Here is a 26,433-nt window from a genome sequence, read left to right as displayed (position 1 = left end):
ATGAAACCAAACGCCCTGCGACCGAATGTCGCGGATTCCGTGGGCTGCAGCACTGTTGCCGTTTTTGCAAAAAACCCTTACCAAACTCAGTCATTTACTTAGCAAGCTATCAAACTCTATAACAGAGTCCTGCACATGCCTTGCTGCAGATAACAGAGATTGGAGCTAGCAGATGACTGTAAAAGTAACTGAACGCGACGATTCACATAAATCCCACGAAGGTGTAGCCGCCGGTATCCGTATCTGGGATGTCCATCAACAAGACCTGTTGGTGGGGATGTTCCACTCCGAAACCGATGCGCAGAACTACAAGGCCGAACTGGAAACTCTTGAGCAACTGCGCGAGCTGCGCTCCGCGTAATCACAGCATTGAAAACGACAAACCCCGCCATGAGCGGGGTTTGTCGTTTTTGCAGCCGTTAACGGCTTACCACATCAGATCATCAGGGATCTGATACGCCGCGTACGGATCGTCCTCGGCAGCGACCTCTTCGGTCTGCACATTCAATTGCACAATGCGCTGTGGGTCGCGCTCCTGGATCTTCAGCGCCGCTTCACGCGGAATCACTTCATAACCCCCGGCATGATGCACGATAGCCAGCGAGCCGCTGCTGAGCTTGTTACGCATCAGGGTGTTGACGCAGAGGCGCTTGACCTTCTTGTCGTCAACGAAGTTGTAGTAATCCTCGGTCGTCAGCTTCGGCAGTCGCGAGACTTCGATCAATTGCTTGACCTGCGCGGCACGGGCCTTGGCCTCAGCCTTCTCTTGCTGCTGGCGATTGAGCTCCTGGTCGCGCTTGACCTTCTCGGCCATGGCTTCCTGGGCTGCGCGCTGCTGCGAGTCATCCAGCTCGACCTGGCCTTTATGGGCCAGACGCTGCTGCTTCTGTTTGTCTTTGCTGACCTGCTTGGCCTGCTTCTGGTTGACCAGCCCTGCTTTGAGCAACTGGTCGCGAAGGGAAATGCTCATGGTGCTTATTACTCACTTAGGCAACTGCTCAACCGCAGCTGGGCATATTCTTTTCCTGACGTTTGGCTTCGCCCCACAGGGCGTCCAACTCTTCGAGGGTGCAATCTTCCATGGGACGGTGGGTGTCGCGCAATGCCTGTTCGATAAAACGGAAGCGTCGCTCGAACTTGCTGTTGGCGCCACGCAATGCGGTTTCCGGATCGACCTTGAGGTGACGCGCCAGATTGACCACCGAAAACAACAGGTCGCCGATCTCGTCGGCTACGGCCTCGGAATCATTTTCCGACATGGCTTCGAGGACTTCATCGAGTTCCTCGCGCACCTTGTCCAGCACCGGCAAGGCGTCCGGCCAGTCGAAACCGACCTGCCCTGCGCGTTTCTGCAATTTCGCCGAGCGTGACAGCGCTGGCAACGCGCCGGGCACGTCATCGAGCAACGACAGCTGTTCGGGTGCTGAAGACTTCTCGGCACGCTCCTCGGCCTTGATCTCTTCCCAGCGCTGTTTGACCTGTTCTTCACTCAGGTGCGGGACATCCAGCGGTGCGTAGAGATCGCCGGTGGGAAACACGTGGGGATGGCGACGGATCAGCTTGCGGGTGATGCTGTCGACCACACCGTCAAATTCGAAGCGACCTTCTTCCCGCGCCAACTGGCTGTAATAAACCACCTGGAACAGCAGATCACCCAATTCACCCTGCAGGTGATCGAAGTCACCGCGCTCAATGGCATCGGCCACTTCGTAGGCTTCTTCCAGGGTGTGCGGGACGATCGTTGCATAGGTTTGCTTGATGTCCCATGGGCAACCGTACTGCGGGTCGCGCAGGCGGTTCATGAGGTGAAGCAGGTCTGCAAGTGAATACATCGTTCAGTCTCTTTCCGCTCCCTGTAGGAGCGAGCTTGCTCGCGATGGACGTTAACGATGACGCGTTCAATCTGGATAAACGCGCCGTCCTCTGGCTCTTCGCGAGCAAGCTCGCTCCTACAGTAAAGCGCGCCTCTCAAGGTGTGCGGTTACGCCGGGTTTCGATGATGTTCGGCAACTGGGAAATCCGCCCCAGCAACCGCCCCAACGCGTCCAGCCCCGGAATCTCGATCGTCAGGGACATCAGCGCAGTGTTGTCCTCCTTGTTCGAGCGGGTGTTGACCGCCAGCACGTTGATCCGCTCGTTGAGCAGCACCTGCGAGACGTCACGCAGCAAACCGGAACGGTCGTAGGCGCGAATGACGATGTCCACCGGGTAGGTGAGCACCGGCACCGGGCCCCAGCTGACCTGGATGATTCGCTCTGGCTCACGCCCGCCCAGTTGCAACACCGAGGCACAGTCCTGGCGGTGAATACTCACGCCTCGGCCCTGGGTAATGTAACCGACGATGGCATCGCCCGGCAGTGGCTGGCAGCAACCGGCCATTTGCGTCATCAGGTTGCCCACACCCTGGATCTGGATGTCGCCGCGCTTGCCCGGTTTGTACCCGGTGGCTTTGCGCGGAATCAGCTCCAGCTGTTCATTGCCGCGTTCCGGCTCAACCAGTTGTTGTGCCAGGTTGACCAGTTGCGCCAGGCGCAAATCACCGGCACCGAGGGCCGCGAAAAGGTCGTCGGCGGTTTTCATGTTGGCCTTGTCGGCCAGCTTGTCGAAATCCACCGCCGGCAGACCGAGGCGATTGAGTTCGCGCTCAAGCAGGGTCTTACCGGCCGCGACGTTCTGGTCGCGCGCCTGCAGCTTGAACCAGTGGACGATTTTCGCCCGCGCCCGCGACGTGGTGACGTAGCCCAGGTTCGGGTTCAGCCAGTCGCGGCTTGGCGTGCCGTGCTTGCTGGTGATGATCTCGACCTGCTCACCGGTTTGCAGGCTGTAGTTGAGCGGCACGATGCGCCCGTTGATCTTGGCGCCACGGCAGTTGTGGCCGATTTCGGTGTGCACGCGGTAAGCAAAGTCCAGCGGCGTCGCGCCCTTGGGCAAGTCGATGGCGTGACCGTCCGGGGTGAAGATGTAGACCCGGTCGGGTTCGATATCAACCCGCAGCTGTTCCGCCAGGCCACCGATGTCGCCCAGCTCTTCATGCCACTCGAGCACCTGACGCAACCAGGAGATTTTCTCCTCGTAGTGATTGGACCCGGATTTGACGTCGGTGCCTTTGTACTTCCAGTGAGCACAAACCCCCAGCTCGGCTTCTTCGTGCATCGCGTGGGTGCGGATCTGCACTTCCAGCACCTTGCCCTCAGGCCCGATGACTGCGGTGTGCAGCGAGCGGTAGCCGTTTTCCTTGGGGTTGGCGATGTAGTCGTCAAACTCTTTCGGGATGTGCCGCCACAAGGTGTGGACGATACCGAGCGCGGTGTAGCAATCGCGCATTTCCGGCACCAGCACGCGAACGGCGCGCACGTCGTAGATCTGGCTGAACTCCAGACCCTTGCGCTGCATTTTGCGCCAGATCGAATAGATGTGTTTGGCCCGGCCACTGATGTCGGCATCGACACCGGTGGCCTGCAATTCGTTCTTCAGCTGGCTCATCACCTCGCTGATGAAGCGCTCGCGGTCCAGTCGCCGCTCATGGAGCAGCTTGGCGATCTGTTTGTACTGGTCAGGCTCAAGGTAACGGAAGGACAAGTCCTCCAGTTCCCACTTGATATGACCGATCCCCAAACGATGGGCCAGTGGCGCGTAGATGTCGAAGACTTCACGGGCCACGCGATTGCGCTTTTCGTCGTCGGCGGTTTTCACCGCACGGATCGCGCACGTGCGTTCGGCCAGTTTGATCAAAGCGACGCGCACGTCGTCGACCATCGCCACCAGCATCTTGCGCAGGTTTTCCACCTGGCCCTGCGTGCCCATCACCATGGACTTGCGTGGGCTCAGGCTGTCACTGATCGCCGCCATGCGTTGCACGCCGTCGATGAGTTTGGCGACCACGGGACCAAAGCGCTGGCTGACGGCCGGCAGCGGGATCTGATTTTCGCGCACGCCGCGATACAGGATCGCGGCGACCAGCGAATCCTGATCAAGCTTGAGGTCGGCGAGAATCTCGGCGATCTCAAGCCCGGTGCGGAAAGTCGAGTTGCCTTCCGACCACAGATTTTGTGCCGCATTGGCTTGCTGCTCAGCCTCGCGAGCGTACTCGCAGGCTTCTTTCAAGGCTTCGCGATCCAGTGCCAGATCGACACTTACCGCGTGATCGAGCCAAGCCTCGAGATTGATACTGCCGTCGGTGTTGATCGGCTGGTGTGCTCTCACCTGTACCATCTTGCTTACCTTCCCTACGACGCAGATTCAATGCGTCAAATCGCTGACCTTCGTTGCCCGTGCGCCCACGTCGGGCTGGTGCGCGGCTGCACGGGCGGGCCAGTCGGACCAGACGAGCATCCTAGCTCGCTTCAAATAACGCCATGGCCTCGACATGTGCCGTCTGAGGAAACATATCGAGAATCCCGGCACGTTTTAACCGGTAGCCCTGCTTGATCAATTCAACCGTGTCACGCGCCAGAGTTGCCGGGTTGCACGACACATACACCAACCGTTCGGCACCCAACGTCCTGAGCTTGCGCACGACCTCCAAAGCACCGTCACGCGGTGGGTCCAAGAGTACCGCACAAAAGCCTTCACGCGCCCATTCGGTGGCGGTCAAAGGCTGGGATAAATCGGCCTGAAAAAAGGTCGCGTTATGCAGATTATTGCTAGCCGCGTTCGCCGCTGCGCGATCAACCATCACTTGCACGCCTTCCACCGCCACCACTTCTCGCGCAGCCTTGGCCAGCGGCAAGGCAAAGTTGCCCAAACCACAAAACAGATCGAGAACGCGTTCATCCACCGTTGGCTTCAACCAGTCCAGCGCCTGGGCGACCATCGCTTCGTTGACCCCGGCGTTGACCTGGATGAAATCCCCCGGGCGGTAAGCCAGTTCGAGATCCCATTGCTCCAGACGATAGCCCAGCGACTGACCGGCCTCGACCGGTTGCGGCTCGCCGTCGCCATGCAGCCACAATTGGGCTTTATGGAACGCGCAGAATTCCTTGAGGATCGTCAGATCCGCCTCGGACAACGGCGCCATGTGCCGCAGCAGTACCGCCAACGATGAACCGCTGAACAATTCCACGTGCCCGAGCGCCTGAGGTTTACTCAAGCGCCGAAGCATCTCCGGCAAACGGGCCATGATCGGCTGCAAGGGCTGTACCAGCACCGGGCATTCATTGATGCCCACAATGTCCTGGCTACCGGCTGCGCGGAAACCGACCTCGAGTTTCTTCGCTTTAATGTCCCAGCGCACGGCGACTCGGGCGCGACGACGGTACGCGAATTCAGGGCCGCTCAATGGCGGCGCCCACTCGTCAGGCTCGACACCCGCGACCTTGGACAATTGCTCGGCAAGCATGCGCTGTTTCAGGGCGAGTTGTTCGTTATGAGGTAGATGCTGAACACTGCAACCGCCGCAGCGACCGGCGTGGGCGCATGGCGCCGGGCGGCGCAATTGGCTGGCCGTGAAAACCCGCTCGGTGCGCGCCTCGACCACTTTACCGTGGGCGCCAAGCACACGCGCCTCGATCTCTTCACCGGCCAATGCGCCGATGACGAACCAGGTACGGCCTTCGAAAAACGCGATCCCGCGACCGTCGTTGGCCAAACGCTCAATGGTCAGGCGCTGCTTTTTTCCGGTCGGGACTTGCGGGGTCTTGCTGCCGCCGGTGGGCTGGAAGCGCAGGCCTCTCTCATGCTTGGCCATCAGTTGGGCGCGTCGAAAATGCCGGTCGACAAGTAACGGTCGCCACGGTCGCAGATGATCGCCACGATCACCGCGTTTTCGACTTCTTTGGACAGACGCAACATCGCTGCCACGGCACCGCCCGAGGACACACCACAGAAAATACCTTCTTCGCGAGCGAGTCGACGGGTCACGTCTTCGGCTTCGCTTTGCGCCATGTCGACGATCCGGTCCACGCGATCAGCCTGGTAGATCTTCGGCAGGTATTCGTGGGGCCAGCGACGGATGCCCGGAATCGCCGAGCCTTCCATGGGTTGCAGGCCGATGATCTGCACGTTGTCGTTCTGCTCTTTCAAGTAGCGCGAAACGCCCATGATGGTGCCGGTGGTGCCCATGGAACTGACGAAATGAGTGATGGAACCTTCGGTCTGGCGCCAGATTTCCGGGCCGGTGGTGGTGTAGTGCGCCTCCGGGTTGTCGCCGTTGGCGAACTGATCCAGCACCTTGCCGCGGCCTTCCGCTTCCATTCGTTGAGCGAGGTCGCGGGCGCCTTCCATGCCTTCTTCCTGGCTGACCAGAATCAGTTCGGCGCCATAAGCAGTCATGGCAGCCTTGCGTTCAGCGCTGGAGTTGTCGGGCATGATCAGGATCATCTTGTAACCCTTGATCGCGGCGGCCATGGCCAACGCAATCCCGGTATTACCCGAGGTCGCTTCGATCAGCGTATCGCCGGCATGGATCTGCCCGCGCAATTCGGCGCGGGTGATCATCGACAGCGCCGGACGGTCCTTGACCGAACCCGCCGGGTTGTTCCCTTCGAGCTTGAGCAAAAGGGTATTGCTGGTGGCGCCGGGCAGGCGCTGTAAACGGACCAGCGGAGTGTTGCCGACGCAATCGGCGATGGTTGGGTACTGCAAGGTCATGGCGTATTCGCAATCCAGACTGCGGGGGCGCCTATCATACCGGCAAACCTCGCAAGGCCATATCACGCAAAGTGCGGTGCTTATGGCTTATGGGAATAAGGGCGGGTTCACGGTGAATCGAGTGGCCTCATAGAGCGCACCATCTGAAAATGCATAACCCACGAACAACTAGTTAAAGATTATTCCGAACTTTCCTACATAAAATGGCGAGCAACACCAACTTGCCAACAGCGACGGCATGCAACTACCCAAAGCGTTGAGACACCGCCCTAAACCGGGATCCTTTGGGACTGAAACTCTGGCGCAACTGAATCAGACGCTGAAAGCTGATAAGCCAAAACACGAATATTCAGACGCAACCCGGTCCCGGTGTTCTGCGCCCACAAGCTCCCACCCTGACGTCGCACTGCATTTGCAGCGATGCTCAAGCCCAGGCCAAACCCACCATCCCCTGGCCGCGAGCCATCAAGTCGGGTAAACGGTAAAAAGATCCGCTCCAGATCGGCTTCAGCCACGCCGCCGCCCTGATCTTCCAGCCACAGGTGCCAGAATTTTCCATCACGCTGCCCGCCCAGCTGGACAACGCCACCATCGGGGGAATGACGAATAGCGTTGCGCAGGATGTTTTCCAACGCCTGGGCCAAGGTGTTGAGGTGACCGCGAACCCAGCAGGAGGAATCCACTGAACACTGGAAACGGGAGGCCGGCCAGCCACTTTCATAGCAGGCGTTTTCGGTGAGCATTTCCCACAGGGCCTGGATCTGGATCGCTTCGTCGGGCAATCGGGTGCGCTCCGTGTCGAGCCAGGCCAGTTGCAGTGTGTCTTCCACCAGCCGTTGCATGCCATCGACTTCGCGGCCGATACGTTCGCGCAATTGCTCCAGGCCTTGCTCGCTTTCACTGGCCACCCGCAGACGACTCAAAGGCGTGCGCAACTCATGGGACAAGTCGCGCAAAAGCTGCTGCTGCAATGCCACGGTGGTTTGCAGGCGCTCGGACATGTGATCGAACGCCCTGCCCAGCTCACCGAGCTCATCCGATCGATTGGTGGTCCGGGTCGACAACCGCACATTGAGCTGATCGGCACGCCAGGCGTTGGCCTGTGCACGCAGGCTGTTGAGCGGCACCACCAGCAGACGATACAGACCGACGCATAACAACAAGGTAAACAGGCCCGGAATCACGCCGTTGGTGATCACTCGCCAGAAAACCCGATAGTGACCGGGCACAAAGCGCTGGGGCAGCTCGATGACCAGACTGCCGGCAGAGGCGTCGCCGGGAAACGGCACTCGCATCCATGGCCGGCCTTTCTTATGGATCGGCCAATCGAGGCCACGCAGAAAGGTCAGGTGTTCAATATCCTTATCCGTCAGCGGCTGGTTACTCAAAGACTGCAAATCACCGCCAATGACGCCGACCCAGCCTTTTTCCCGCTCAGACATGCCGTGCAGCCAGTCATCGACCCCGTCACTCTGGCGCTGCTGCCACGCCTGTTCGGCTTCGGCGGCATAAGCGGTCAACGTGCCTCGGGCCACATCGGAGAGGAACTGATTTCGCTGCTCCATGTAACGGCCCCATGACCAACTCAGCCAGATCATCAACAGACAGAACGCCACCAGCAAACAGGCCAGCTTCCAGAACAGCGAATGCCGGCCCGGCAAGTTACATTTCATCGCTGGCACTCAGGATGTAGCCCTTGCCCCAGACCGTACGCACCTCGCGCTCGGTGTAACCGATGGCCTTGAGTTTGCGACGGATTTGACTGATGTGCATGTCCAGGCTGCGGTCATGGGCCGCATAACCGCGCTGCAATACGTGCTGATAAAGGAAGGCTTTGCTCAGGACTTCGTCGACGCTGCGATACAGCGTATCCAGCAGCCGATACTCGCTGCGAGTCAGGCCGGCAGGCCGCTCGCCATAAATGACATCGAAACACGCATCATCGAAACGCAGACTGTCCAACGCTGGCACAACGTTTACCGGAGCCGGTCGACGATCAAGGGCCACTCGCCGCAGAATGGCTTCGATGCGCACCCGCAATTCCGCCATGCTGAATGGCTTGGGCAGGTAATCGTCGGCACCGAGTCGAAAGCCGCTGATGCGATCCGCCTCCGCCCCCAGGGCCGACATCAGCAATACCGGGGTGGAATGGCTCTGGCGCAGTTGAGTCAGTACCGCCAGGCCGTCCATGCCGGGCAACAGGATGTCCATCAACACCACATCGAACGGTTGCTCGCGGGCCATCGTCAGGCCTTCCTGACCGTTCTGACACCAGGTGACCTGGAAGCCGCTGCGGTCAAGATGCTCATGAACATAAGCACCGAGCACCAGGTCGTCTTCGATAGAAAGGATTCGGGGAAGGCTGGCAGCGATGGGAGTCATGACTATCTGCAAATAATTCTCAGTTGAGCGATTATTCAAGATTGCTTCGCCAGGGGCAACCCAAGGTTGGCCCCTTTCGGATATCCAGTACACAGACCGACGAACGACGGTGGACAATTTTACGAGGATTGCCTGCATGCAAATCGCTACACTGCGCACGTGGTGTTTGCCGCACGCAAGTGCAGGTCAATGAATAGCTGGATGCAGGAGAGAGGCGTGCTCAAGAAACTGGGGATTAAAGGCCGTGTGTTGTTGCTGACCCTGTTGCCGACCAGCCTGATGGCGTTGGTGCTGGGCGGTTACTTCACCTGGATGCAACAGTCCGACCTGCAGACCCAACTCATGCAACGCGGCGAGATGATCACCGAGCAACTCGCCCCATTGGTGGCCCCGGCCCTGGGCCACCAGGACAACGAGTTGCTGGAGCGCATCGCCACGCAAGCTCTGGAACAGGTCGACGTACGCGCCGTCACCCTCCTCGCTCCCGACCGAACCCCGCTCGCCCACGCCGGCCCGAGCATGCTCAATCAATCGCCATTGGGTAACGGAACCCAAATGCTCCATCGCAGCGGCAGTGATGCAACCCGCTACCTGCTGCCTGTGTTCGGCAAACATCGCAACCTGGCCGCAGAAGTGGTTCCCGAGGAGTCCGGGCGTTTACTGGGCTGGGTCGAACTGGAGCTGTCCCACAATGGCATGCTGTTGCGCGGCTATCGCAGCCTGTTCGCCAGCCTGATGATGATCGCAGTGGGGTTGCTGGGCGCGGCGCTGTTGGCCTTACGCATGGGCCGCAGCATCAATCGACCGCTGAGCCAGATCACGCAAGCCGTGACCCAGCTCAAGGACGGACACCTGGAAACCCGCTTGCCACCGCTTGGCAGCCAGGAACTCGATGAACTGGCGTCCGGTATCAACCGCATGGCCAGCACCCTGCAAAATGCCCAGGAAGAATTGCAGCACAGCATCGACCAGGCCACCGAAGACGTGCGCCAGAACCTTGAAACCATTGAAATCCAGAACATCGAACTGGACCTGGCGCGCAAGGAAGCTCTGGAAGCGAGCCGAATCAAGTCCGAATTCCTGGCCAACATGAGCCATGAAATCCGCACCCCACTCAATGGCATTCTTGGTTTCACTCATCTTTTGCAAAAAAGCGAGCTGACCCCGCGCCAACTCGATTACCTGGGCACCATCGAAAAATCCGCCGACAGCCTGCTGGGGATCATCAACGAAATTCTCGACTTCTCGAAAATCGAGGCCGGTAAACTGGTGCTCGACCATATTCCGTTCAACCTGCGTGACCTGCTGCAAGACACCTTGACGATTCTGGCCCCCGCCGCCCACGCCAAACAGCTGGAACTGGTGAGCCTGGTCTATCGCGACACGCCGCTGTCTTTGGTGGGCGATCCGCTGCGTCTCAAGCAAATTCTCACTAATCTGGTGAGCAATGCGATCAAGTTCACCCGCGAAGGCACCATCGTCGCCCGCGCCATGCTCGAAGAGGATCGCGAAGACAGCGTACAACTGCGCATCAGTATTCAGGACACCGGCATCGGGCTGTCGAACCAGGATGTGCGCGCCTTGTTCCAGGCGTTCAGTCAGGCGGACAACTCGCTGTCGCGACAACCCGGCGGTACCGGGCTGGGGCTGGTGATCTCAAAGCGCCTGATCGAGCAAATGGGCGGCGAGATCGGCGTCGAGAGCACACCGGGCGAAGGCTCTGAATTCTGGATCAGCCTGAGTTTGCCAAAAACCCGGGACGACGCTGAAGACTTACCCTCGGCGCCGTTGTTCGGGCGCCGGGTGGCGGTGCTGGAGAACCACGAACTGGCGCGCCAGGCGTTGCAACATCAACTGGAAGATTGCGGCCTCTCGGTCACCCTGTTCAATACCCTGGAAAGCCTGACCAACGGCGTCACCAGCGCTCATCAAACCGATCAGGCCATCGATCTGGCCGTGCTGGGGATCACCAGCAACAACATGCCTCCGGAACGACTCAATCAGCACATCTGGGATCTCGAGCACCTGGGCTGCAAGGTGCTGGTACTGTGTCCTACCACGGAACAAACGCTGTTTCATCTCTCGGTGCCCAACCCCCATAGCCAACTCCAGGCCAAACCGGCCTGCACGCGCAAACTGCGGCGTTCGTTGTCCGACCTGGTCAACCCGCGCCCCGTGCGCAGCGGTCCGGGCGAACCGTTGTCCAGCCGCGCACCGAAAGTTTTGTGTGTCGACGACAACCCGGCCAACCTGCTGCTGGTGCAGACCCTGCTCGAAGACATGGGCGCCAAGGTGCTGGCCGTCGATAGCGGTTACGCCGCCATCAAAGCAGTGCAGAACGAGACGTTCGATCTGGTGCTGATGGACGTGCAAATGCCCGGCATGGATGGTCGCCAGAGCACCGAGGCGATCCGACAATGGGAAAGTGAACGGCATTGCACGCCGCTGCCCATCGTCGCGCTCACCGCACACGCCATGGCCAACGAAAAACGCGCATTGCTGCAAAGCGGCATGGACGACTACCTGACCAAACCCATCAGCGAACGACAACTGGCACAGGTCGTCCTGAAGTGGAGCGGCCTGGCGCTGCGCAACCATGGTCCTGAGCGTTCCAGCGATGGCCCCGCGGGCGGCCATGACCTGTTGGTGCTCGACCATGAAGAAGGATTGCGCCTGGCGGCCGGCAAGGCTGACCTGGCAGCGGATATGCTGGCAATGCTGCTCGCCTCCCTTGAGGCCGACCGCGAAGCCATTCGTCTGGCCCAGCAAAGTAATGACCACAATGCCCTGATCGAGCGGGTTCATCGCCTGCATGGCGCGACTCGTTATTGCGGCGTTCCGCAACTGCGCGCCGCCTGCCAGCGCAGCGAAACCCTGCTCAAGCAGCAAGATCCAAAAGCCCGCGCGGCGCTCGATGAACTCGACCGGGCGATCAATCGTCTGGCAGCCCAGGCGCGCATGAATGCTTGATGCAAGGCAACGGCGTTGCTCCAACATCAGCATAAGCTCACCGCAAACTCTGCAGGAGCTGGCTTGCCAGCGAAATCGGCCTCAGGAATAACGTAACGCTTGAGGTTCTCATCGCCGACATGCCGGCTCCTGCTGGAACAGGACACAGGGGAAATCATGCGTACGATTCTATTCAGCAGCCAGACCTACGACCGCGACAGCTTTCTCGGTGCCGAACCTGCGGGCAGCATCGAACTGCATTTCCAGACGGCACGGCTGAGCCTCGATACCGCAGCGCTGGCCCGAGGTTACGAGGTAGTCTGCGCCTTCATCAATGACGATCTCAGCGCACCGGTGCTCGAATGCCTGGCCGCAGGTGGCACTCGCCTGATCGCCTTGCGCTCGGCCGGCTTCAACCACGTCGACCTGCCTGCCGCAAAACGCTTGGGATTGGCCATCGTACGCGTCCCAGCCTATTCGCCCCATGCCGTCGCCGAACATGCGGTGGCGCTGATCCTGGCCCTCAACCGACGCCTGCACCGTGCCTACAACCGCACCCGCGAGGGGGATTTCAGGCTTCAGGGATTGACCGGTTTCGATCTGGTGGGCAAGACCGTCGGCGTGGTCGGCACCGGGCAGATCGGTGCGACCTTCGCAAAAATCATGAACGGGTTCGGCTGCCAACTGTTAGCCTACGACCCCTACCCCAATCCTCAGGTCGAAGCCCTTGGTGCACGTTACCTGAGCTTGCCGCAGCTGCTGGCGCAGGCGCAGATCATCAGCCTGCACTGCCCGCTCAACGAACAGAGCAAACACCTGATCAATCGCGAGTCGCTGGCGCACATGCAGCCCGGCGCCATGTTGATCAATACCGGACGTGGCGGCCTGGTGGACACGCCGGCGCTGATCGACGCCTTGAAGGACGGTCGCCTGGGTTATCTGGGGCTGGATGTGTATGAGGAGGAAGCGCAAATCTTCTTCGAGGACCGTTCCGACCTCCCCTTGCAGGACGACGTGCTCGCGCGTCTGCTGACCTTTCCTAACGTGATCATCACCGCGCACCAGGCCTTCCTGACCCGCGAAGCCCTGGACGCGATTGCCACCACCACCCTGCAGAACATCGCCGCCTGGGCAGCGGGCAAGGCACAAAATCAGGTCGAGGGCGACTGAAACGGATCGAAGGTCAGCCGCCTGCAATATGTCGCGTGCAAGCCCGTGCTAGCATATCGCGCATATTTGGAGGACCCATGGTCGAACACGATTTCCGCTACAGCCTGATGAACCCGCAACACACCCTCACCGAATGCCGCGCCCTGGTGCCGGGGCGCTATCAAGTCACCGGCAACGGTGGTTCGATTCGCAACAATGACGTGCTGGTCGTGACGCTCAAAGGCGCCAGGGACTTGTCCATGCGCCTGACGGTCGAAACGGTTCGCCATCTGATCAATCCGCCGGGCCAATGGGTCGCGGTCGCCAGTGGGCCGGTATTCGGCGAACTGGCAATCCACACCTGGCAGGTGAACTGTGACAGCTGCGCCAAAGAACTGAGCTTCGAGTTCGCGGTGGACGCCAAACTAGGCAACAAGGCCGAAAAACCGGCCGCCACCACGCGCATTGCCGAGTTGGGCTGGACCACTGTTGGCGAGAAGCACCTGTGCCCGAAATGCCAGGAGCCTGCGTGATGAAACGCCTTGCTCTGACCGGAATGGTCGGTGCCAGCCTGATGGGCTGCGCCGCCGATCCGGTGCCATTGCAACAAAACCGCAGCTACATTCTGGAATGGATCGGCGAGCGGCCACTGATGGATTACAGCCACCTGACCATCACCCTCGGTGAAGACGGTCGCGCCTACGGCAACGGCGGCTGCAACCACTGGTTCGCACCCTACACCCTAGAAGGCCACAAGCTGAGCTTCGGCAAAATCGGCAGCACCCGCAAGCTCTGTGCGCCAGCGTTGATGGAGCAGGAAAAACGCTTCCTTCAGGCGCTGGAAAACGTGCAGCGCTGGGATGTTTCGCCGATCGACCAGATGCGCTTCTGGCCCGCCGAAGGCCAGCCGTTGCGTTGGTGGCTCGAAGAGGGTTGATCCCTTCGCAACCATCGAAACCTGTAGGAGCCGGCTTGCCGGCGATAGCATTGTTTCAGGCGACATCAATGTTGACCGATCTGGCGCTATCGCCAGCAAGCGGGCTCCTACAAGGTCTCTCTGATCAATTCTTCGCCTGCAACGCCTCAAGCTTCGCCGCCACCCCCGCCGCTGTCTGCTCACCCATCAACTGCTCACGCACCTTGCCCTTGCTGTCGATGATGTAAGTCACCGGCAACGCTTCACTGCGCGGCAGCTCGAACAATTCCGAAGGGTCCTGCGCCAGCACGGTGAACTTGATCCCCAGCTTCTCGCTGGCACTTCTCAGCTCTTCACCCTGTACGTTGTCAAAGTTGACCCCGAACACGCCAATCTTCTTGTCCTTGAGCTGCTCAGCCAAGGCATTCAGTTCTGGAATCTCGGTACGGCAAGGCCCGCACCATTCCGCCCAATAGTTGAGCACCAGCCATTTTCCATCCAGGCGATCGGCGACGATTTTCTGACCATTCTGGTCGATGCCATAGTCATTACCGCAGCCCCCCAGCATCAACGCCCCGATGATCGCCAATGCCGCTGCCAGTCGCCTTGTCATGTCGTGTTCCTTGTCAAAAATTGAAATGCGCCTGCGACCCATCGCCTCTCACGGTTCTGGATTGCGCGCTGCACAGTTAGAATAGCCGTCACCTTACGCAAGATGCGACCCGCTCATGACCGATCTGACGCTTTATCACAATCCGCGCTGCTCGAAATCCCGCGGTGCGCTCGAACTGCTTGAAGCCCGTGGCCTGACGCCGACCGTGGTCCGATATCTGGAAACCCCGCTGGACGCCGCGCAAATCCAGAACCTGCTGGGCAAACTCGGGATCGGTGCCCGGCAATTGCTGCGTACCGGCGAAGACGAGTACAAAACCCTAAACCTGGCCGACAGCAGCCTGAGCGAAGCGCAATTGATCGCCGCCATCGCCGCCCACCCAAAACTGATGGAGCGACCGATTCTCGAAGTCGGTGATAAAGCTGTCGTCGGCCGCCCTCCGGAGCAGATCCTGGAACTGTTGCCATGAGTGCGCCCTACATTCTGGTTCTGTATTACAGCCGTAGCGGTTCGACCAATGAAATGGCCCGGCAGATTGCTCGCGGCGTCGAGCAGGCAGGCCTTGAAGCGCGCTTGCGCACCGTACCGGCGATCTCCACCGAATGCGAAGCCGTGTCCCCGCAGATTCCGGAGGAAGGCGCGCTGTACGCCAGCCTCGACGACCTGAAGAATTGCGCCGGCCTGGCGCTTGGCAGCCCGACCCGCTTCGGCAACATGGCGGCGCCGCTCAAGTATTTCCTCGACGGCACCAGCAACCTGTGGCTGACCGGCGCGCTGGTGGGTAAACCGGCCGGAGTGTTCACCTCCACGGCGAGCCTGCACGGTGGTCAGGAAACGACTCTGCTGTCGATGATGCTGCCGCTGCTGCACCACGGCATGCTGATCACCGGTTTGCCCTACAGCGAATCGGCCCTGCTGGAAACCCAGGGCGGCGGCACGCCTTACGGCGCCAGCCACCACGCCGGAGCCGACGGCAAAAGCGCTCTGGATACCCATGAAGTGGCGCTGTGCCGTGCGCTGGGCATGCGCTTGGCGAAGACTGCACAGAAACTGGAGGGCTGACGGTGGCCAGGAAGCCGAAGATTTTGCCCGCCATCGAATGGCTCGAACCCCGTGTGCGAGCCATGCGCGTCATCAGTCTGCTGTGCTTTTTCGGTCTGGTGGGACTGTTGTGCGTGTATTACCTGGCGGTCGCCGATCTGCATGGTGCGCGTCCCTGGGTGATTCTGCTGATCGAACTCGTGCCGTTGCTACTGTTGGCGCCGGGAATGATCGTCGGCAGTCCTCGCGGGCACTCGTGGATGTGCTTTGTGGTGAACCTGTACTTCATCAAGGGCGCATTGGCCGCCTATGACCCGAACCGGCAGATCTTCGGTTTGCTGGAGATGGGCGCGAGCCTGGCAGTGTTCTGCTCGGCGCTGCTGTACGTGCGCTGGCGGTATCAGTTGAACCGCAAGCTGGCTGGCGAGGGCACCCCCTCCGTCGCCTGACCTGACGCCTTCGCCGGCAAGCCGGCTCGTACAGGGTTTGCGGTGAACCTGTAGGAGCTGGCTTGCCAGCGAAGGGGGCGACTCGGTCTCAATGATTGACGGTATACGCCAGCATCATCGATATCTGGCTCATCGCCCGCCCGCCGCTTTCTTCATGCCACTGATTGAACACATCCTGCACCAACGCCAGGTCGCGCAAGCTGGTCGGCACCTTGTCGATGACGTCCTGCGCATTCAGCGCCGCCACCACGTCGTAGCTCGGTACAAAGGTGTCCTTGCCGACCATGCGCAAGAAGCGGGGCGCCGACAAACCGCCCAACTGATGGCCGCGTTTTTTCAGGAAGGTCCAGAGTCCGACGATATCGGTCACCGGCCAATCGGCGATCATCGCGCCGAAGCTGCCCTTCTCATGGGCCACGTCCAGCACGAACTGCGCATTGCGCGGCACGCTCTTGAGTTTGCCCAAGTGGCGGATGATGCGTGCGTCCTGCATCAGTCGCTCAAGATGCTCGGCACTCATCAGCACGACTTTTTCCGGGTCGAACTTGAAGAACACTTCTTCAAAGGCCGGCCATTTCGCGTCCACCAGGCTGTGCTTGAGCCCAGCGCGGAACACGCGCAACGCCATGGTCGAGAGGTAGCGGTCATCGCTGATCTTGCGCAATTGTGCCGGGGTCTTGGGAACGGGCAGATGGGCTTCCAGTTCCGCCGCCGAACCGAAGCGGTTCAGGCAGTACTCATTCAGCCACTTGTAATCGCGCATGCCCTCTCCTGAGGTTTGAAAAATGAACTGGCAACTTGTGACAAAACCTGTGGGAGCCAGCTTGCTGGCGATGGCGGTGTATCAATCAACCTTCATGGGTCTGACACACTGCAATCGCCAGCAGGCTGGCTCCCACAATGATTGCGGTTAGAGATTGACCACGTTGACGAAGCGCGATGCCGCGGACTCGTCGATCTTGAGGCTGGTGAAATCAAACAGGTTGCGGTCCGCCAGTTGCGACGGGATCACATTCTGCAGGCTGCGAAAAATGCTCTCGGTGCGGCCCGGGGTCTTGCGCTCCCAGTCCAGCAGCATGTCCTTGACCACCTGACGTTGCAGGTTTTCCTGGGAGCCGCAGAGGTTGCACGGGATGATCGGGAATTGCTTGAGGTCCGAGTAGGCCTGGATGTCTTTCTCGTTGCAGTAGGCCAGCGGGCGGATCACCACGTTGCGTCCGTCATCGGCACGCAGTTTCGGCGGCATGGCCTTGAGCGAACCGTTGAAGAACATGTTCAGGAAGAACGTTTCGACGATATCGTCGCGATGATGACCGAGGGCCATTTTGGTCGCGCCGATTTCGTCGGCAAACGTGTAGAGCGTGCCGCGACGCAAGCGCGAACACAGCGAGCAGGTGGTCTTGCCTTCCGGAATCAGCTCCTTGACCACCGAGTAAGTGTCTTTCTCGACGATGTGGTATTCGATACCCAACTCTTTCAGGTAAGCCGGCAAGACGTGCTCGGGGAAGCCCGGCTGTTTCTGATCCATGTTCACGGCCACGATCTCGAACTTGATCGGCGCGACCTTCTGCAAGTGCATCAGCACATCGAGCATGGTGTAGCTGTCCTTGCCACCGGACAGGCAGACCATGACCTTGTCGCCGTCTTCAATCATGTTGAAATCGGCAACGGCCTCACCGGCCTGACGGCGAAGGCGCTTTTGCAGTTTGTTCTGGTTGACCGTGAGAGTGCCCATGACGCGAAATCCGTAAGGTGTGACGAAAGGCCGGCATTTTACGCAAAAACACCGCAGGGGCGAAGCGTTCCCGGCTCCCTCTGCAACGACACCCTATCAAACAGACCCTACAGCGATTAACAGCGATGTTTACAGCGCAATTTGCTCTAAAGCCCCTACTCCCTACAGGGAAACTCCTTTCTATACTGCGACATAAGGTCGCACACATATCAAGACCTACACCTTACTTGGCCTATTTGGCCCGTAGGCGCTCCACTGGGGGGCGACGGTAAAAACAAGAGGAGTGACTGGCATGATCCATCACGTTGTGGGGCTCTTCACCCACCCTGACCAAGAATGGAAAGAAATCCGTGGCGATCAGGAGGAAAGCATCAGCCACATGTACCTGACCCATACCCTGATCCTGGCGGCGATTCCCGCCGTGTCGGCCTTTATCGGCACTACACAGGTCGGCTGGGTTATCGGTAATCGACCTCCGGTCATGCTGACGGTTGAAAGCGCGATCTGGATGACTGTCATGTCTTATCTGGCGATGCTCGGCGGCGTGGCCGTAATGGGCGCCTTCATCCACTGGATGGCCCGCACCTATGACGCCAACCCGAGTCTCGCACGCTGTGTTGCATTTGCGACCTATACCGCAACACCGTTGTTCATCGGTGGCCTCGCCGCTCTGTATCCGCACTTGTGGCTGGGGATGATCGTCGGGACTGCGGCTATTTGCTACACGGTTTACCTGTTGTATGTAGGGCTACCGACTTTTATGAACATTCCATCCGACGAGGGCTTTCTGTTTTCAAGTTCGGTACTTGCCGTAGGCCTGGTGGTGTTGGTCGCCATCATGGCATTCACCGTTATTGTCTGGGGACTCGGCGTGGGGCCGGTCTACACTAACTAGTGCTTCACCTAAAATCAGATCTGCCGACACACAGGCCGCCGCAAGGCGGCCTTTTAATTCGCCCGCCAAAACAGCGTTGACGACCATTCGGTGCCCTGGCGATTCGCAAGGCTAAAAGGTTGCGGCATACTCGACTGCTCTGGAGATCCATCAAGCATGCCCGAGCAACTCAATACCCGCGTAGAAGACTGTTTCCAACAAGCCGAATCCTTTTTCAAACGCCCTTTCAAGCGCCCCGTGGTGAGTCTCAAGCTGCGCGGGCAAAAAGCCGGTGTCGCGCATTTGCACGAGAACTTGCTGCGCTTCAATCCGCAGTTGTACCGGGAAAACACCGACGACTTCCTCAAGCAGACCGTGGCCCATGAAGTCGCGCACCTGATCGCCCATCAACTGTTCGGTGACCGCATCCAGCCTCATGGCGAGGAGTGGCAATTGATCATGCGCGGTGTTTACGAACTGCCGCCCAACCGCTGCCATACCTACGATGTGAAGCGCCGCAGTGTGACCCGCTATATCTATAAATGCCCGTGTCCTGACAGTGATTTTCCGTTTTCAGCGCAGCGTCATGGCCTGGTGCGGCAGGGGCGGCGGTATTTGTGCCGACGGTGTCGTAGCACGTTGGTGTTCAGTGGAGAGATGCGGGTCGAATAAGTCGGTTTTTGGTGACGGCACTGGCTTCATCGCCAGCAGGCACTAAAGAACCACCTTGGTACGCCGCAGTTCATCTATCCGCTCAACACTGAACCCCAACTTCCCTAACACTTGATCTGTATGCGCCCCCAATGCTGCACCAACATGCTTGGGCTCAGGCAACCCCTCTGAAAATTTCAACGGACACGCCATCTGCGCCTGGCTCGAACCATCCCCCCGGGGCACTTGTGTCACCAATTCCCGCGTCTGCAACTGTGGATGCTGCAGCGCTTCGCCCAAGCTCAACACCGGTTCGACACACGCATCCAGTTCCGCGAACAGCGCGCACAGCTCGGCAAAGTCATGCTTTTCGAATTCGGTCTTCAGCGCGTCTTTGAGCTGCTTCTGATGCGCCGGTTGCGGTGATAACCCAAGGTTCGCCAGCTCCTCCAGACCCAACGCCGCGCACAACTGCTCCATGAACGGCGGTTCCAGACTGCCCACCGACAGCCAGCGCCCATCCCGCGAGCGGTAATAGTCGTAGAAACTGCCGCCATTGAGCATCTGGTCTTGCGGTCCAGGCTCTACGCCACACGCCAGATACCCGGCACCGGCCAAGGCATTCAGGCTGAACGCACAATCGGTCATGCTCACGTCCAGGTGCTGCCCCTGCCCGGTTTGCTGCCGGGCAATTACCGCCGCCAGCAGGCCGATCACCCCGTGCAGCGAGCCACCGGCGACATCTGCCACCTGCATGCCCAACGGCAGCGGGCCACTGTCCGCCCGGCCGGTATAGCTCGCCAGGCCAGCCAACGCCAGGTAGTTGATGTCATGCCCGGCGCGATCCTTGTAGGGACCTGTCTGGCCATAACCGGTGATCGACACATAAATCAGTTTTGGATTGATCGCCTTCAGCGCTTCATATCCCAGTCCCAGGCGATCCATGACGCCGGGACGAAATTGCTCCAGCACAATGTCGTGGTCCTGCAACAGTTGCGTGATCAGCTCCAGCGCTTCAGGCTGCTTGAGGTCCAGCGCGAGGCTGCGCTTGTTGCGATTGAGATAGGCATGGCTGGCCGATACCCCCTGATCGTGCGGCGGCAGCACGCGCAGCAAATCCATGCGGGTCGGGGACTCGATGCGCAGCACTTCAGCGCCCATGTCTGCCAGCAACAGTGAAGCGAACGGACCCGGCAGCAATGTCGAGAAATCCAGAATCTTGAGTGATGCCAACGGACCGAGCATGTGCGTTCTCCCTTAACGATGCGCTCAGACTAGGCAGCCGATGGCATTGCAGCAATCACCGTATGCGTCAGTTGTGCTGATCGTTGCGCTCAAACGCCGGGCATGAAAAAACCCGCCGAAGCGGGTTTTTCATCAGGACAAGGCTTACTTGACGCTCGTCGGGGCTGCCGTTTCGACATGGCCCAGAACATCGTCTTTAGGCTCGTCGGCAATGCCGCGACCGCCAGAAGCCAGCTCGGCTTGCAGCACGTCGGTGTCCAGCTCCTTGACCCACTTGGCCACAACGATCGTTGCAACAGCGTTGCCGATCAGGTTGGTCAGGGCACGGGCTTCAGACATGAAGCGGTCGATGCCGAGGATCAGCGCCAGGCCGGCAACCGGCAGGTGGCCCACGGCGGACAGGGTAGCAGCCAGAACGATGAAACCGCTACCGGTCACGCCCGCAGCACCTTTGGAGGACAGCAGCAGCACCACCAGCAGGGTGATCTGGTGCGTGATGTCCATGTGCGTATCGGTGGCCTGTGCAATGAAGACCGCGGCCATGGTCAGGTAGATTGCGGTGCCATCGAGGTTGAACGAGTAACCGGTCGGGATCACCAGACCCACGACGGATTTCTGCGCGCCCAAACGCTCCATCTTGATCAGCATGCGTGGCAGCACCGACTCCGAAGAGGAAGTACCCAGCACGATCAGCAGCTCTTCACGGATGTAGCGAATCATCTTCAGCACGCTGAAGCCGTGCAGGCGGGCGATGGAGCCCAGCACGATCAGAATGAACAGCACGCAAGTGATGTAGAAGCAGGCCATCAACTGACCGAGCTGCACCAGCGAACCCACGCCATAGGCACCGATGGTGAAGGCCATGGCACCAAAGGCACCGATTGGCGCGAGCTTCATGATCATGTTGATGATGTTGAACATCACGTGGGCGAACCGATCGATGAAGTCCAGCAGCGGTTTGCCATAGGCACCGAGGCGATGCAGGGCGAAACCGAAGATCACCGAGAACATCAGCACTTGCAGGATGTCACCGGTGGCGAAGGCGCCGACGATGGTGGTCGGAATCACGTTCAGGAGGAAGCCGACGACGCTCTGGTCAGCACCCGCCGCGACATAGCTGGCGACTTTCGAGGCATCCAGGGTCGACACGTCGATGTGCATGCCACTGCCTGGCTGCACGATGTTGACGACGATCAGGCCGACCAGCAGGGCGATGGTCGAGACGATCTCGAAATAGAGCAACGCGTAGCCGCCGGTCTTGCCGACCGACTTCATGTCCTGCATGCCGGCGATACCGCTGACAACCGTGCAGAAGATGATCGGAGCAATGATCATCTTGATCAGTTTGATGAACCCGTCACCCAGCGGTTTAACAGCCACACCGAGCTGGGGGTAGAAATGACCGAGCAAGATACCGATGACAATTGCAACGATCACCTGGAAATACAGGGATTTGTACAGTGGCTGACGAGTCGTCATTGCAAAGTTCCTCAAGAGTGCCCGGTGACAACATCCATCTGTTGTCCGCGACACCGAAATTGCGAACCCTCCTGCACTGGAGGGATTTGTTTTTCGAGCTGCACGTCGGCAGACATCTGCTCGTTGTATCGCAAGGCCCGTGCCACCTTGCGCGAATCCCCCGCAAGCCTGCAGGCATCAAGGACCTCCGGATTTTCCTGGCCATTGGTCCGCGGCCGGTGCATGGCGGATTTCCGCCCTTGCGTCCAAAACCATCCCGCGACTTGGCGGAAATCCGCCTTGTTCTACGCGGTACGGCGCAGCTACCATCGGTCGCTCAAAGGACGGACCTGCCCGCTATGCGTGAACGTACCATCGCCAGTCATTTCGCCCGAGCAGTCCTCGGCGGGGCACATCGACGTGGCTACGACTATTCCAGCCTGCTGCTGCAATTGGGGATCAGCTGCGAGTTGCTCGACGAGCCTCGCGCACGCATTGCTCCGGAGCAGTTCACCCAATTGATCCAGGCACTTTGGCTGGCACTGGACGACGAGTACCTGGGGTTTGGACAGACCCCGAGCAAACCGGGCAGCTTCGCGATGATGTGCCATGCCGTGATTCACTGCCGCAATCTGGAGAAAGCGCTCAATCGCGGCTTATTGTTTTATAGCCTATTCCCTGGGGCTCCGCGCCTGACCTTGACCAAGGAGGACGAATGGGTCCGAATCAGACTGGACGACGCGTCGCTTTGGGATCCGGATCATTTTCTGACCGAGAGTCTGTTGGTGATCTGGCATCGCTTCGGCAGTTGGCTGATCGGCCAGCGCATTCGCCTGGAGCACGCCACGTTCAGCTATCCAAGGCCGGAACACGGTGCCGAGTACGATTTGCTGTTTTCCTGCCCGCTGACTTTTTCCGCAGAAAAGAGCAGCACCGCTCAAAGCAGCCTGCTGTTCCACAGTCGCTACCTGAACATGCCGTTGTTACAGGACGAGCGCACGCTCAAGCACTTCCTCGAACGTTCACCCGCCAATCTTTTATCGCGCCCGGATGACGGCGACAGCCTGAGCAGCCGATTGGGGCGCTTGCTCAGCCGCGACAGCTCACGCTGGCCAGACCTGGAAGCGGTGGCCGCGCAACTGCACATCAGCCCGCAGACTTTGCGCCGGCATTTGCGTGAGGAAGGTTCGAGTTTTCAGGAACTGAAGGATCAGTTGCGCAGGGACATCGCGATTTACCACCTGAGCCGCGCCGACCTGTCGTTGCAACAGATCGCCGAGCAATTGGGGTTCTCCGAACCCTCAGCATTTCACCGGGCGTTCAAGAAGTGGACGGGGCTGACGCCGGGGGCTTATCGGGCGCAGGAGAGCTGAGTTTCAGGACTGGATGTTCGAGTGCGAAATCGGCTACTTCGCGGGCAAGCCCTGCGCCTACAGGTTTGTCGCAAACCTTGAGGGAGCCGGCTTGCCCGCGAAGGAGCCGGTCAGAGCACCATCAACCTCTGGTCAAACCAGCGGAAATTGAATCCGGAATGCCGCTCCACCCATGGGTGAATCCCCGAGTGTCAGCTTGGCGCTGTAGCTCTCGATGATGTCTTTGACCACCGCCAGCCCGATGCCCTGTCCCGGATGTTGACGATCCAGACGCTCGCCACGCTGGAGGATTCGCGCACGCTGGTCCGCAGGTACACCGGGACCATCGTCTTCAACGCATAACTCGCTGCCGCCGGGGATTTCGCGCACGCTGATCCGGATGTCGCGCAGGCACAGCCGATAAGCGTTTTCCAGCAGGTTGCCCATCATTTCCAGCAACGCGCCCTGCTCAATAGGCACATAACATTCGTCCGGCAGATCAAAGGCGACTCTCACATCCTTGTCGCGGTAAACCTTGTCCAGCGTGTCACACAGGCTTTGCAGCACCGGGCGCAGACGCACCTGATGCCGCACTAAACCGCTTTTTCGCAGACTCGCGCGTTGCAGTTGATAGCTGATCTGCTGGCTCATGCGTTCGATCTGGGTTTGCAGCACCCGGGCCTGGTCCCGATTTTCCGGACGTTGCGCCATGTCTTCGCTGACGCCCTGCAGCACTGCCAGGGGAGTTTTCAGGCTGTGGGCCAGATCATCGAGAGAATCACGGTATCGGCTGCGCTGCTCGCGCTCGCTGTGCAGCAATCGGTTCAAGGAGCCGGTCAAGCGCAGCAGCTCCCGCGGGTGTTCCTCGCTGAGGCTTTCACGAGTGCCGCCCTCGATCTGGTCCAACTCCTGACTCAAGCGGCTCAACGCTTTCAAACCCCAGGTCAGCCCGCTCCACAGCAGGGCCAGTAACACCAGCAATGCCGCGCCGAAACCCAGGTAGAGATTTTCCCGCAGGCCTTCCAGGGTGATTTCGTATTCGCGCACCGGTTGCAGCGCAACGATGCTGAACGCGGCACTTTTGCCGCCGAGCAGTTTGACCTCGACGTCGTATACAAAAAATTCCTGGCCGTTGGTTTCGCTGAACCGCGCGAACTCGTTACCGTGTCCGTCGTAGCGCGGTTTGTAATTGATGTGCTCTTCCTGCGTGGCCCTGGATCGCCAGACCAGATGACCTTCGCGGTCATAGATATAACCGAGCAATCGGCTGTCGGTGAGATTGAAGCGCTCGTCGGGCAACTGCGCTGGCATCAGCAACGTATTGTTCTCCACCCGGGCGGCAGAGATCAACGTGGTGACGTCCGACGCCAGGCGCTGCTCGATTGAATCCTGCAAAGCCAGGCTAAACGCGCCCTGCATTGCCGGCAGCAACGCCAGCATGAACAACACCGCCAGGATTGTCGCGGCGAGCATCAAGCGGACGCGAAGCGAGCGAATCAAGTGCAGCGCTCATTGAACAGGTAGCCGAGGCCACGTACGGTATCGATGGGCTTGAATCCGGCCGGACCTTCGAGCTTGCGCCGCAGACGACCAACCAGCACTTCGATCACGTTCGGATCACGCTCGTCGTCATCAGGATAAAGTTGCTCCATCAAACGATCTTTGGGTACCACTTGCTGATGATGGCGCATCAGGTATTCGAGGATGCGGTATTCATACGCCGTCAGCGCCAGCGGTTGCTCATCAAGGGAAGCCTGCTTGCGATTGAGGTCAAGCAGCAGCGGTCCGGCGATGATGGTCGACTGAGTGAACCCGCTGGAGCGGCGTAGCAAAGCATTGAGCCTGGCGTCGAGCTCTTCGAACTGGAACGGCTTGACCACGTAGTCATCGGCCCCGGCAGCCAGGCCTTCAACCTTGTCCTGCCAGTTGCCGCGGGCGGTGAGGATCAGGATCGGGAAGCTCTTGCCGCCCGAACGCAACTGCCGAATCAGATCGAGCCCGCTCATCCCCGGTAGACCAAGGTCGATCACCGCGAGATCAAAATTGAACTGCGCCGTCTGATACAGCGCCTCTTCGGCATTGGCCACAGCCTCGACCACGTGGCCGCTCTCCGTCAGGCGGGTTTGCAGGTGATGGCGCAACAGCGCTTCATCTTCGACGACCAGCAACTTCATAACGCTCTCCCGGGCAAATCAGAATTTCCAGACAACCCTCTGTGGGAGCTAGCCTGCCAGCGATTGCGGTTTGGCAGCCGACAATGCTGTCGAATGTCAGGACGCTATCGCTAGCAGGCTAGCTCCCACAGGGTACTAAGGCGAACAGCTTCAGAAAGCGTAGTTGGCGGACAGATAAGTCTGGGCACTGCTGGTCAGGTCCAGCGAACCCTGTTTGCTGCCGCCGCGCTCGCTCATTTCGGTGCTGGCATTGCTACGCAGGTAACGGTAACCCAGTTCAACCGAGGTGTTTTGCGAAACCTGTTGCAAGACTCCCACCTGGCCGCCGATGGCGTAGCCAATGTCGCTGTCGCGGCTATAACCTGGCGACTCCTGTGTCAGTTTGATCAAACCGGCCGTGGCCCCCCCGAACAGTTTGGTACTGCCACCCACCGGATAGAAAAGATCGTAGCTGCCCAGCAGGTTTTCCTGGCGCAGTTTAATACCGTTGTGCGAGCCCGACACATTGTCGTAAGTGGCGTAGTAGCGGCCCTGGCTGTTTTGCTGGCCCAGGCGCAGACCCCAGGTGGTGTCCTTGCCGATCACACCATCAGTGTTCGGATGATCGAGATTATCGTTCAAAGCGTGGGACTTTTTGACCTTGTCGCTGGTCTGCCCAAGAGTAAGGCCGGCGAAGTTGTCGTTGGAAGCGAATGCCGCAGTGCTTGCGCCAAAAACAGTAAACGCCAAAAGCAGTTTTTTGAATCCAGTCATGGGGAAGTTCCTTGTGTGCCGTATGTGTTTTGGGTACGAGGCAAGGTTACGCAGCCCGCCCTGAACTCCCCCTGAACGCTCTCTGAACCTGGGCTGAACCATTT

At 59.5% G+C, this 26,433-nt stretch carries 26 protein-coding genes; 11 read left to right on the top strand and 15 right to left on the bottom strand.

Features of this window, described 5'->3' with window-relative positions; translation table 11 throughout:
* Positions 1-172 precede the first annotated feature (172 nt).
* Positions 173-361: a hypothetical protein gene (locus QMK58_RS07125; protein ID WP_320396075.1), complete on the top strand. Its 189-nt coding sequence runs from the start codon at positions 173-175 to the stop codon at positions 359-361.
* 66 nt (positions 362-427) lie between these two features.
* Here QMK58_RS07125 and QMK58_RS07120 read toward each other — a convergent pair whose 3' ends face one another.
* The 7 genes from QMK58_RS07120 to QMK58_RS07090 form a co-directional block, all read right to left on the bottom strand.
* Positions 428-970, bottom strand: coding sequence for a DUF2058 domain-containing protein (locus QMK58_RS07120; protein ID WP_053162007.1), 543 nt, complete (start codon positions 968-970; stop codon positions 428-430).
* Positions 971-998: 28 nt separating this feature from the next.
* Entirely contained in the window at positions 999-1,832 is an 834-nt protein-coding gene (gene mazG, locus QMK58_RS07115) for a nucleoside triphosphate pyrophosphohydrolase (protein ID WP_053162008.1), read from the bottom strand.
* Between the two features lie 136 nt (positions 1,833-1,968).
* Complete coding sequence (gene relA / locus QMK58_RS07110) at positions 1,969-4,212, bottom strand: GTP diphosphokinase (RefSeq protein WP_053162010.1); 2,244 nt, start codon at positions 4,210-4,212, stop codon at positions 1,969-1,971.
* A 121-nt stretch (positions 4,213-4,333) separates the two neighbouring features.
* Positions 4,334-5,686, bottom strand: a complete 1,353-nt coding sequence (gene rlmD / locus QMK58_RS07105) for a 23S rRNA (uracil(1939)-C(5))-methyltransferase RlmD (protein WP_053162012.1) — start codon at positions 5,684-5,686, stop codon at positions 4,334-4,336.
* On the bottom strand, positions 5,686-6,588 hold the full coding sequence (gene cysM, locus QMK58_RS07100; RefSeq protein WP_053162014.1) for a cysteine synthase CysM: 903 nt from the start codon (positions 6,586-6,588) through the stop codon (positions 5,686-5,688). The genes rlmD and cysM overlap by 1 nt, the downstream gene beginning before the upstream one ends.
* A 269-nt stretch (positions 6,589-6,857) precedes the next feature.
* The gene (locus tag QMK58_RS07095; RefSeq protein ID WP_053162018.1) at positions 6,858-8,261 is read right to left on the bottom strand and encodes a sensor histidine kinase; all 1,404 of its coding nucleotides are present in this window, start codon (positions 8,259-8,261) and stop codon (positions 6,858-6,860) included.
* On the bottom strand, positions 8,251-8,970 hold the full coding sequence (locus QMK58_RS07090; RefSeq protein WP_053162020.1) for a response regulator transcription factor: 720 nt from the start codon (positions 8,968-8,970) through the stop codon (positions 8,251-8,253). The genes QMK58_RS07095 and QMK58_RS07090 overlap by 11 nt, the downstream gene beginning before the upstream one ends.
* Before the next feature lie 216 nt (positions 8,971-9,186).
* Between QMK58_RS07090 and QMK58_RS07085 the strand changes: the two genes are divergently transcribed.
* From QMK58_RS07085 to QMK58_RS07070, 4 genes are all read left to right on the top strand, one after another.
* The gene (locus tag QMK58_RS07085) at positions 9,187-11,940 is read left to right on the top strand and encodes a response regulator (RefSeq protein WP_320396074.1); all 2,754 of its coding nucleotides are present in this window, start codon (positions 9,187-9,189) and stop codon (positions 11,938-11,940) included.
* A gap of 156 nt (positions 11,941-12,096) precedes the next feature.
* Positions 12,097-13,089, top strand: a complete 993-nt coding sequence (locus QMK58_RS07080; protein ID WP_320396073.1) for a 2-hydroxyacid dehydrogenase — start codon at positions 12,097-12,099, stop codon at positions 13,087-13,089.
* A gap of 77 nt (positions 13,090-13,166) precedes the next feature.
* Entirely contained in the window at positions 13,167-13,601 is a 435-nt protein-coding gene (locus QMK58_RS07075) for a hypothetical protein (RefSeq protein WP_053162026.1), read from the top strand.
* Positions 13,601-14,005, top strand: coding sequence for an META domain-containing protein (locus QMK58_RS07070; protein WP_320396072.1), 405 nt, complete (start codon positions 13,601-13,603; stop codon positions 14,003-14,005). Before QMK58_RS07075 ends, QMK58_RS07070 begins: the two co-directional genes overlap by 1 nt.
* A 124-nt stretch (positions 14,006-14,129) precedes the next feature.
* Here QMK58_RS07070 and QMK58_RS07065 read toward each other — a convergent pair whose 3' ends face one another.
* Positions 14,130-14,597, bottom strand: a complete 468-nt coding sequence (locus QMK58_RS07065; protein ID WP_053162030.1) for a TlpA disulfide reductase family protein — start codon at positions 14,595-14,597, stop codon at positions 14,130-14,132.
* 115 nt (positions 14,598-14,712) lie between these two features.
* On the opposite strand from QMK58_RS07065, the gene arsC reads away from it, so the two are divergent.
* The 3 genes from arsC to QMK58_RS07050 are packed head-to-tail and all read left to right on the top strand — an operon-like array spanning position 14,713 to position 16,087.
* Positions 14,713-15,066, top strand: coding sequence for an arsenate reductase (glutaredoxin) (gene arsC, locus QMK58_RS07060; protein WP_320396071.1), 354 nt, complete (start codon positions 14,713-14,715; stop codon positions 15,064-15,066).
* Positions 15,063-15,659 (top strand): NAD(P)H:quinone oxidoreductase, encoded by a 597-nt coding sequence (wrbA, locus tag QMK58_RS07055; RefSeq protein WP_053162034.1) that lies wholly within the window; start codon positions 15,063-15,065, stop codon positions 15,657-15,659. The genes arsC and wrbA overlap by 4 nt, the downstream gene beginning before the upstream one ends.
* A gap of 2 nt (positions 15,660-15,661) precedes the next feature.
* Positions 15,662-16,087 (top strand): DUF2069 domain-containing protein, encoded by a 426-nt coding sequence (locus QMK58_RS07050; protein WP_053162036.1) that lies wholly within the window; start codon positions 15,662-15,664, stop codon positions 16,085-16,087.
* A gap of 88 nt (positions 16,088-16,175) precedes the next feature.
* Here QMK58_RS07050 and QMK58_RS07045 read toward each other — a convergent pair whose 3' ends face one another.
* Positions 16,176-16,850, bottom strand: a complete 675-nt coding sequence (locus QMK58_RS07045; RefSeq protein ID WP_053162038.1) for a DNA-3-methyladenine glycosylase I — start codon at positions 16,848-16,850, stop codon at positions 16,176-16,178.
* Between the two features lie 147 nt (positions 16,851-16,997).
* Positions 16,998-17,822, bottom strand: a complete 825-nt coding sequence (gene ttcA / locus QMK58_RS07040; protein WP_320396070.1) for a tRNA 2-thiocytidine(32) synthetase TtcA — start codon at positions 17,820-17,822, stop codon at positions 16,998-17,000.
* A 292-nt stretch (positions 17,823-18,114) separates the two neighbouring features.
* Between ttcA and QMK58_RS07035 the strand changes: the two genes are divergently transcribed.
* Both QMK58_RS07035 and QMK58_RS07030 read left to right on the top strand, forming a co-directional pair.
* Positions 18,115-18,717, top strand: coding sequence for a Yip1 family protein (locus QMK58_RS07035; protein ID WP_053162042.1), 603 nt, complete (start codon positions 18,115-18,117; stop codon positions 18,715-18,717).
* Positions 18,718-18,873: 156 nt separating this feature from the next.
* Positions 18,874-19,368, top strand: a complete 495-nt coding sequence (locus tag QMK58_RS07030) for a SprT family zinc-dependent metalloprotease (RefSeq protein WP_053162044.1) — start codon at positions 18,874-18,876, stop codon at positions 19,366-19,368.
* Between the two features lie 42 nt (positions 19,369-19,410).
* Here QMK58_RS07030 and QMK58_RS07025 read toward each other — a convergent pair whose 3' ends face one another.
* Both QMK58_RS07025 and QMK58_RS07020 read right to left on the bottom strand, forming a co-directional pair.
* A complete protein-coding gene (locus tag QMK58_RS07025) occupies positions 19,411-20,592 on the bottom strand; it encodes a CaiB/BaiF CoA-transferase family protein (RefSeq protein ID WP_320396069.1) in 1,182 nt (393 codons plus the stop codon).
* 144 nt (positions 20,593-20,736) lie between these two features.
* Positions 20,737-22,071 (bottom strand): dicarboxylate/amino acid:cation symporter, encoded by a 1,335-nt coding sequence (locus tag QMK58_RS07020; RefSeq protein WP_053162048.1) that lies wholly within the window; start codon positions 22,069-22,071, stop codon positions 20,737-20,739.
* Between the two features lie 338 nt (positions 22,072-22,409).
* Here QMK58_RS07020 and QMK58_RS07015 point away from each other — a divergent pair, with 338 nt between their 5' ends.
* Positions 22,410-23,423: an AraC family transcriptional regulator gene (locus QMK58_RS07015; RefSeq protein WP_320396068.1), complete on the top strand. Its 1,014-nt coding sequence runs from the start codon at positions 22,410-22,412 to the stop codon at positions 23,421-23,423.
* A 132-nt stretch (positions 23,424-23,555) separates the two neighbouring features.
* Here the strand turns inward: QMK58_RS07015 and QMK58_RS07010 are convergent, their stop codons facing one another.
* From QMK58_RS07010 to QMK58_RS07000, 3 genes are all read right to left on the bottom strand, one after another.
* The gene (locus tag QMK58_RS07010; RefSeq protein WP_053162054.1) at positions 23,556-24,902 is read right to left on the bottom strand and encodes an ATP-binding protein; all 1,347 of its coding nucleotides are present in this window, start codon (positions 24,900-24,902) and stop codon (positions 23,556-23,558) included.
* On the bottom strand, positions 24,899-25,576 hold the full coding sequence (locus QMK58_RS07005; RefSeq protein ID WP_053162056.1) for a response regulator transcription factor: 678 nt from the start codon (positions 25,574-25,576) through the stop codon (positions 24,899-24,901). Before QMK58_RS07005 ends, QMK58_RS07010 begins: the two co-directional genes overlap by 4 nt.
* Before the next feature lie 150 nt (positions 25,577-25,726).
* Entirely contained in the window at positions 25,727-26,329 is a 603-nt protein-coding gene (locus QMK58_RS07000; protein ID WP_320396067.1) for a hypothetical protein, read from the bottom strand.
* Between the last annotated feature and the right edge of the window lie 104 nt (positions 26,330-26,433).

Origin of the sequence: Pseudomonas sp. P8_241 (assembly GCF_034008315.1) — a bacterium.
GTDB lineage: Bacteria > Pseudomonadota > Gammaproteobacteria > Pseudomonadales > Pseudomonadaceae > Aquipseudomonas.
This window is presented reverse-complemented; position numbering and strand designations above follow the sequence as displayed.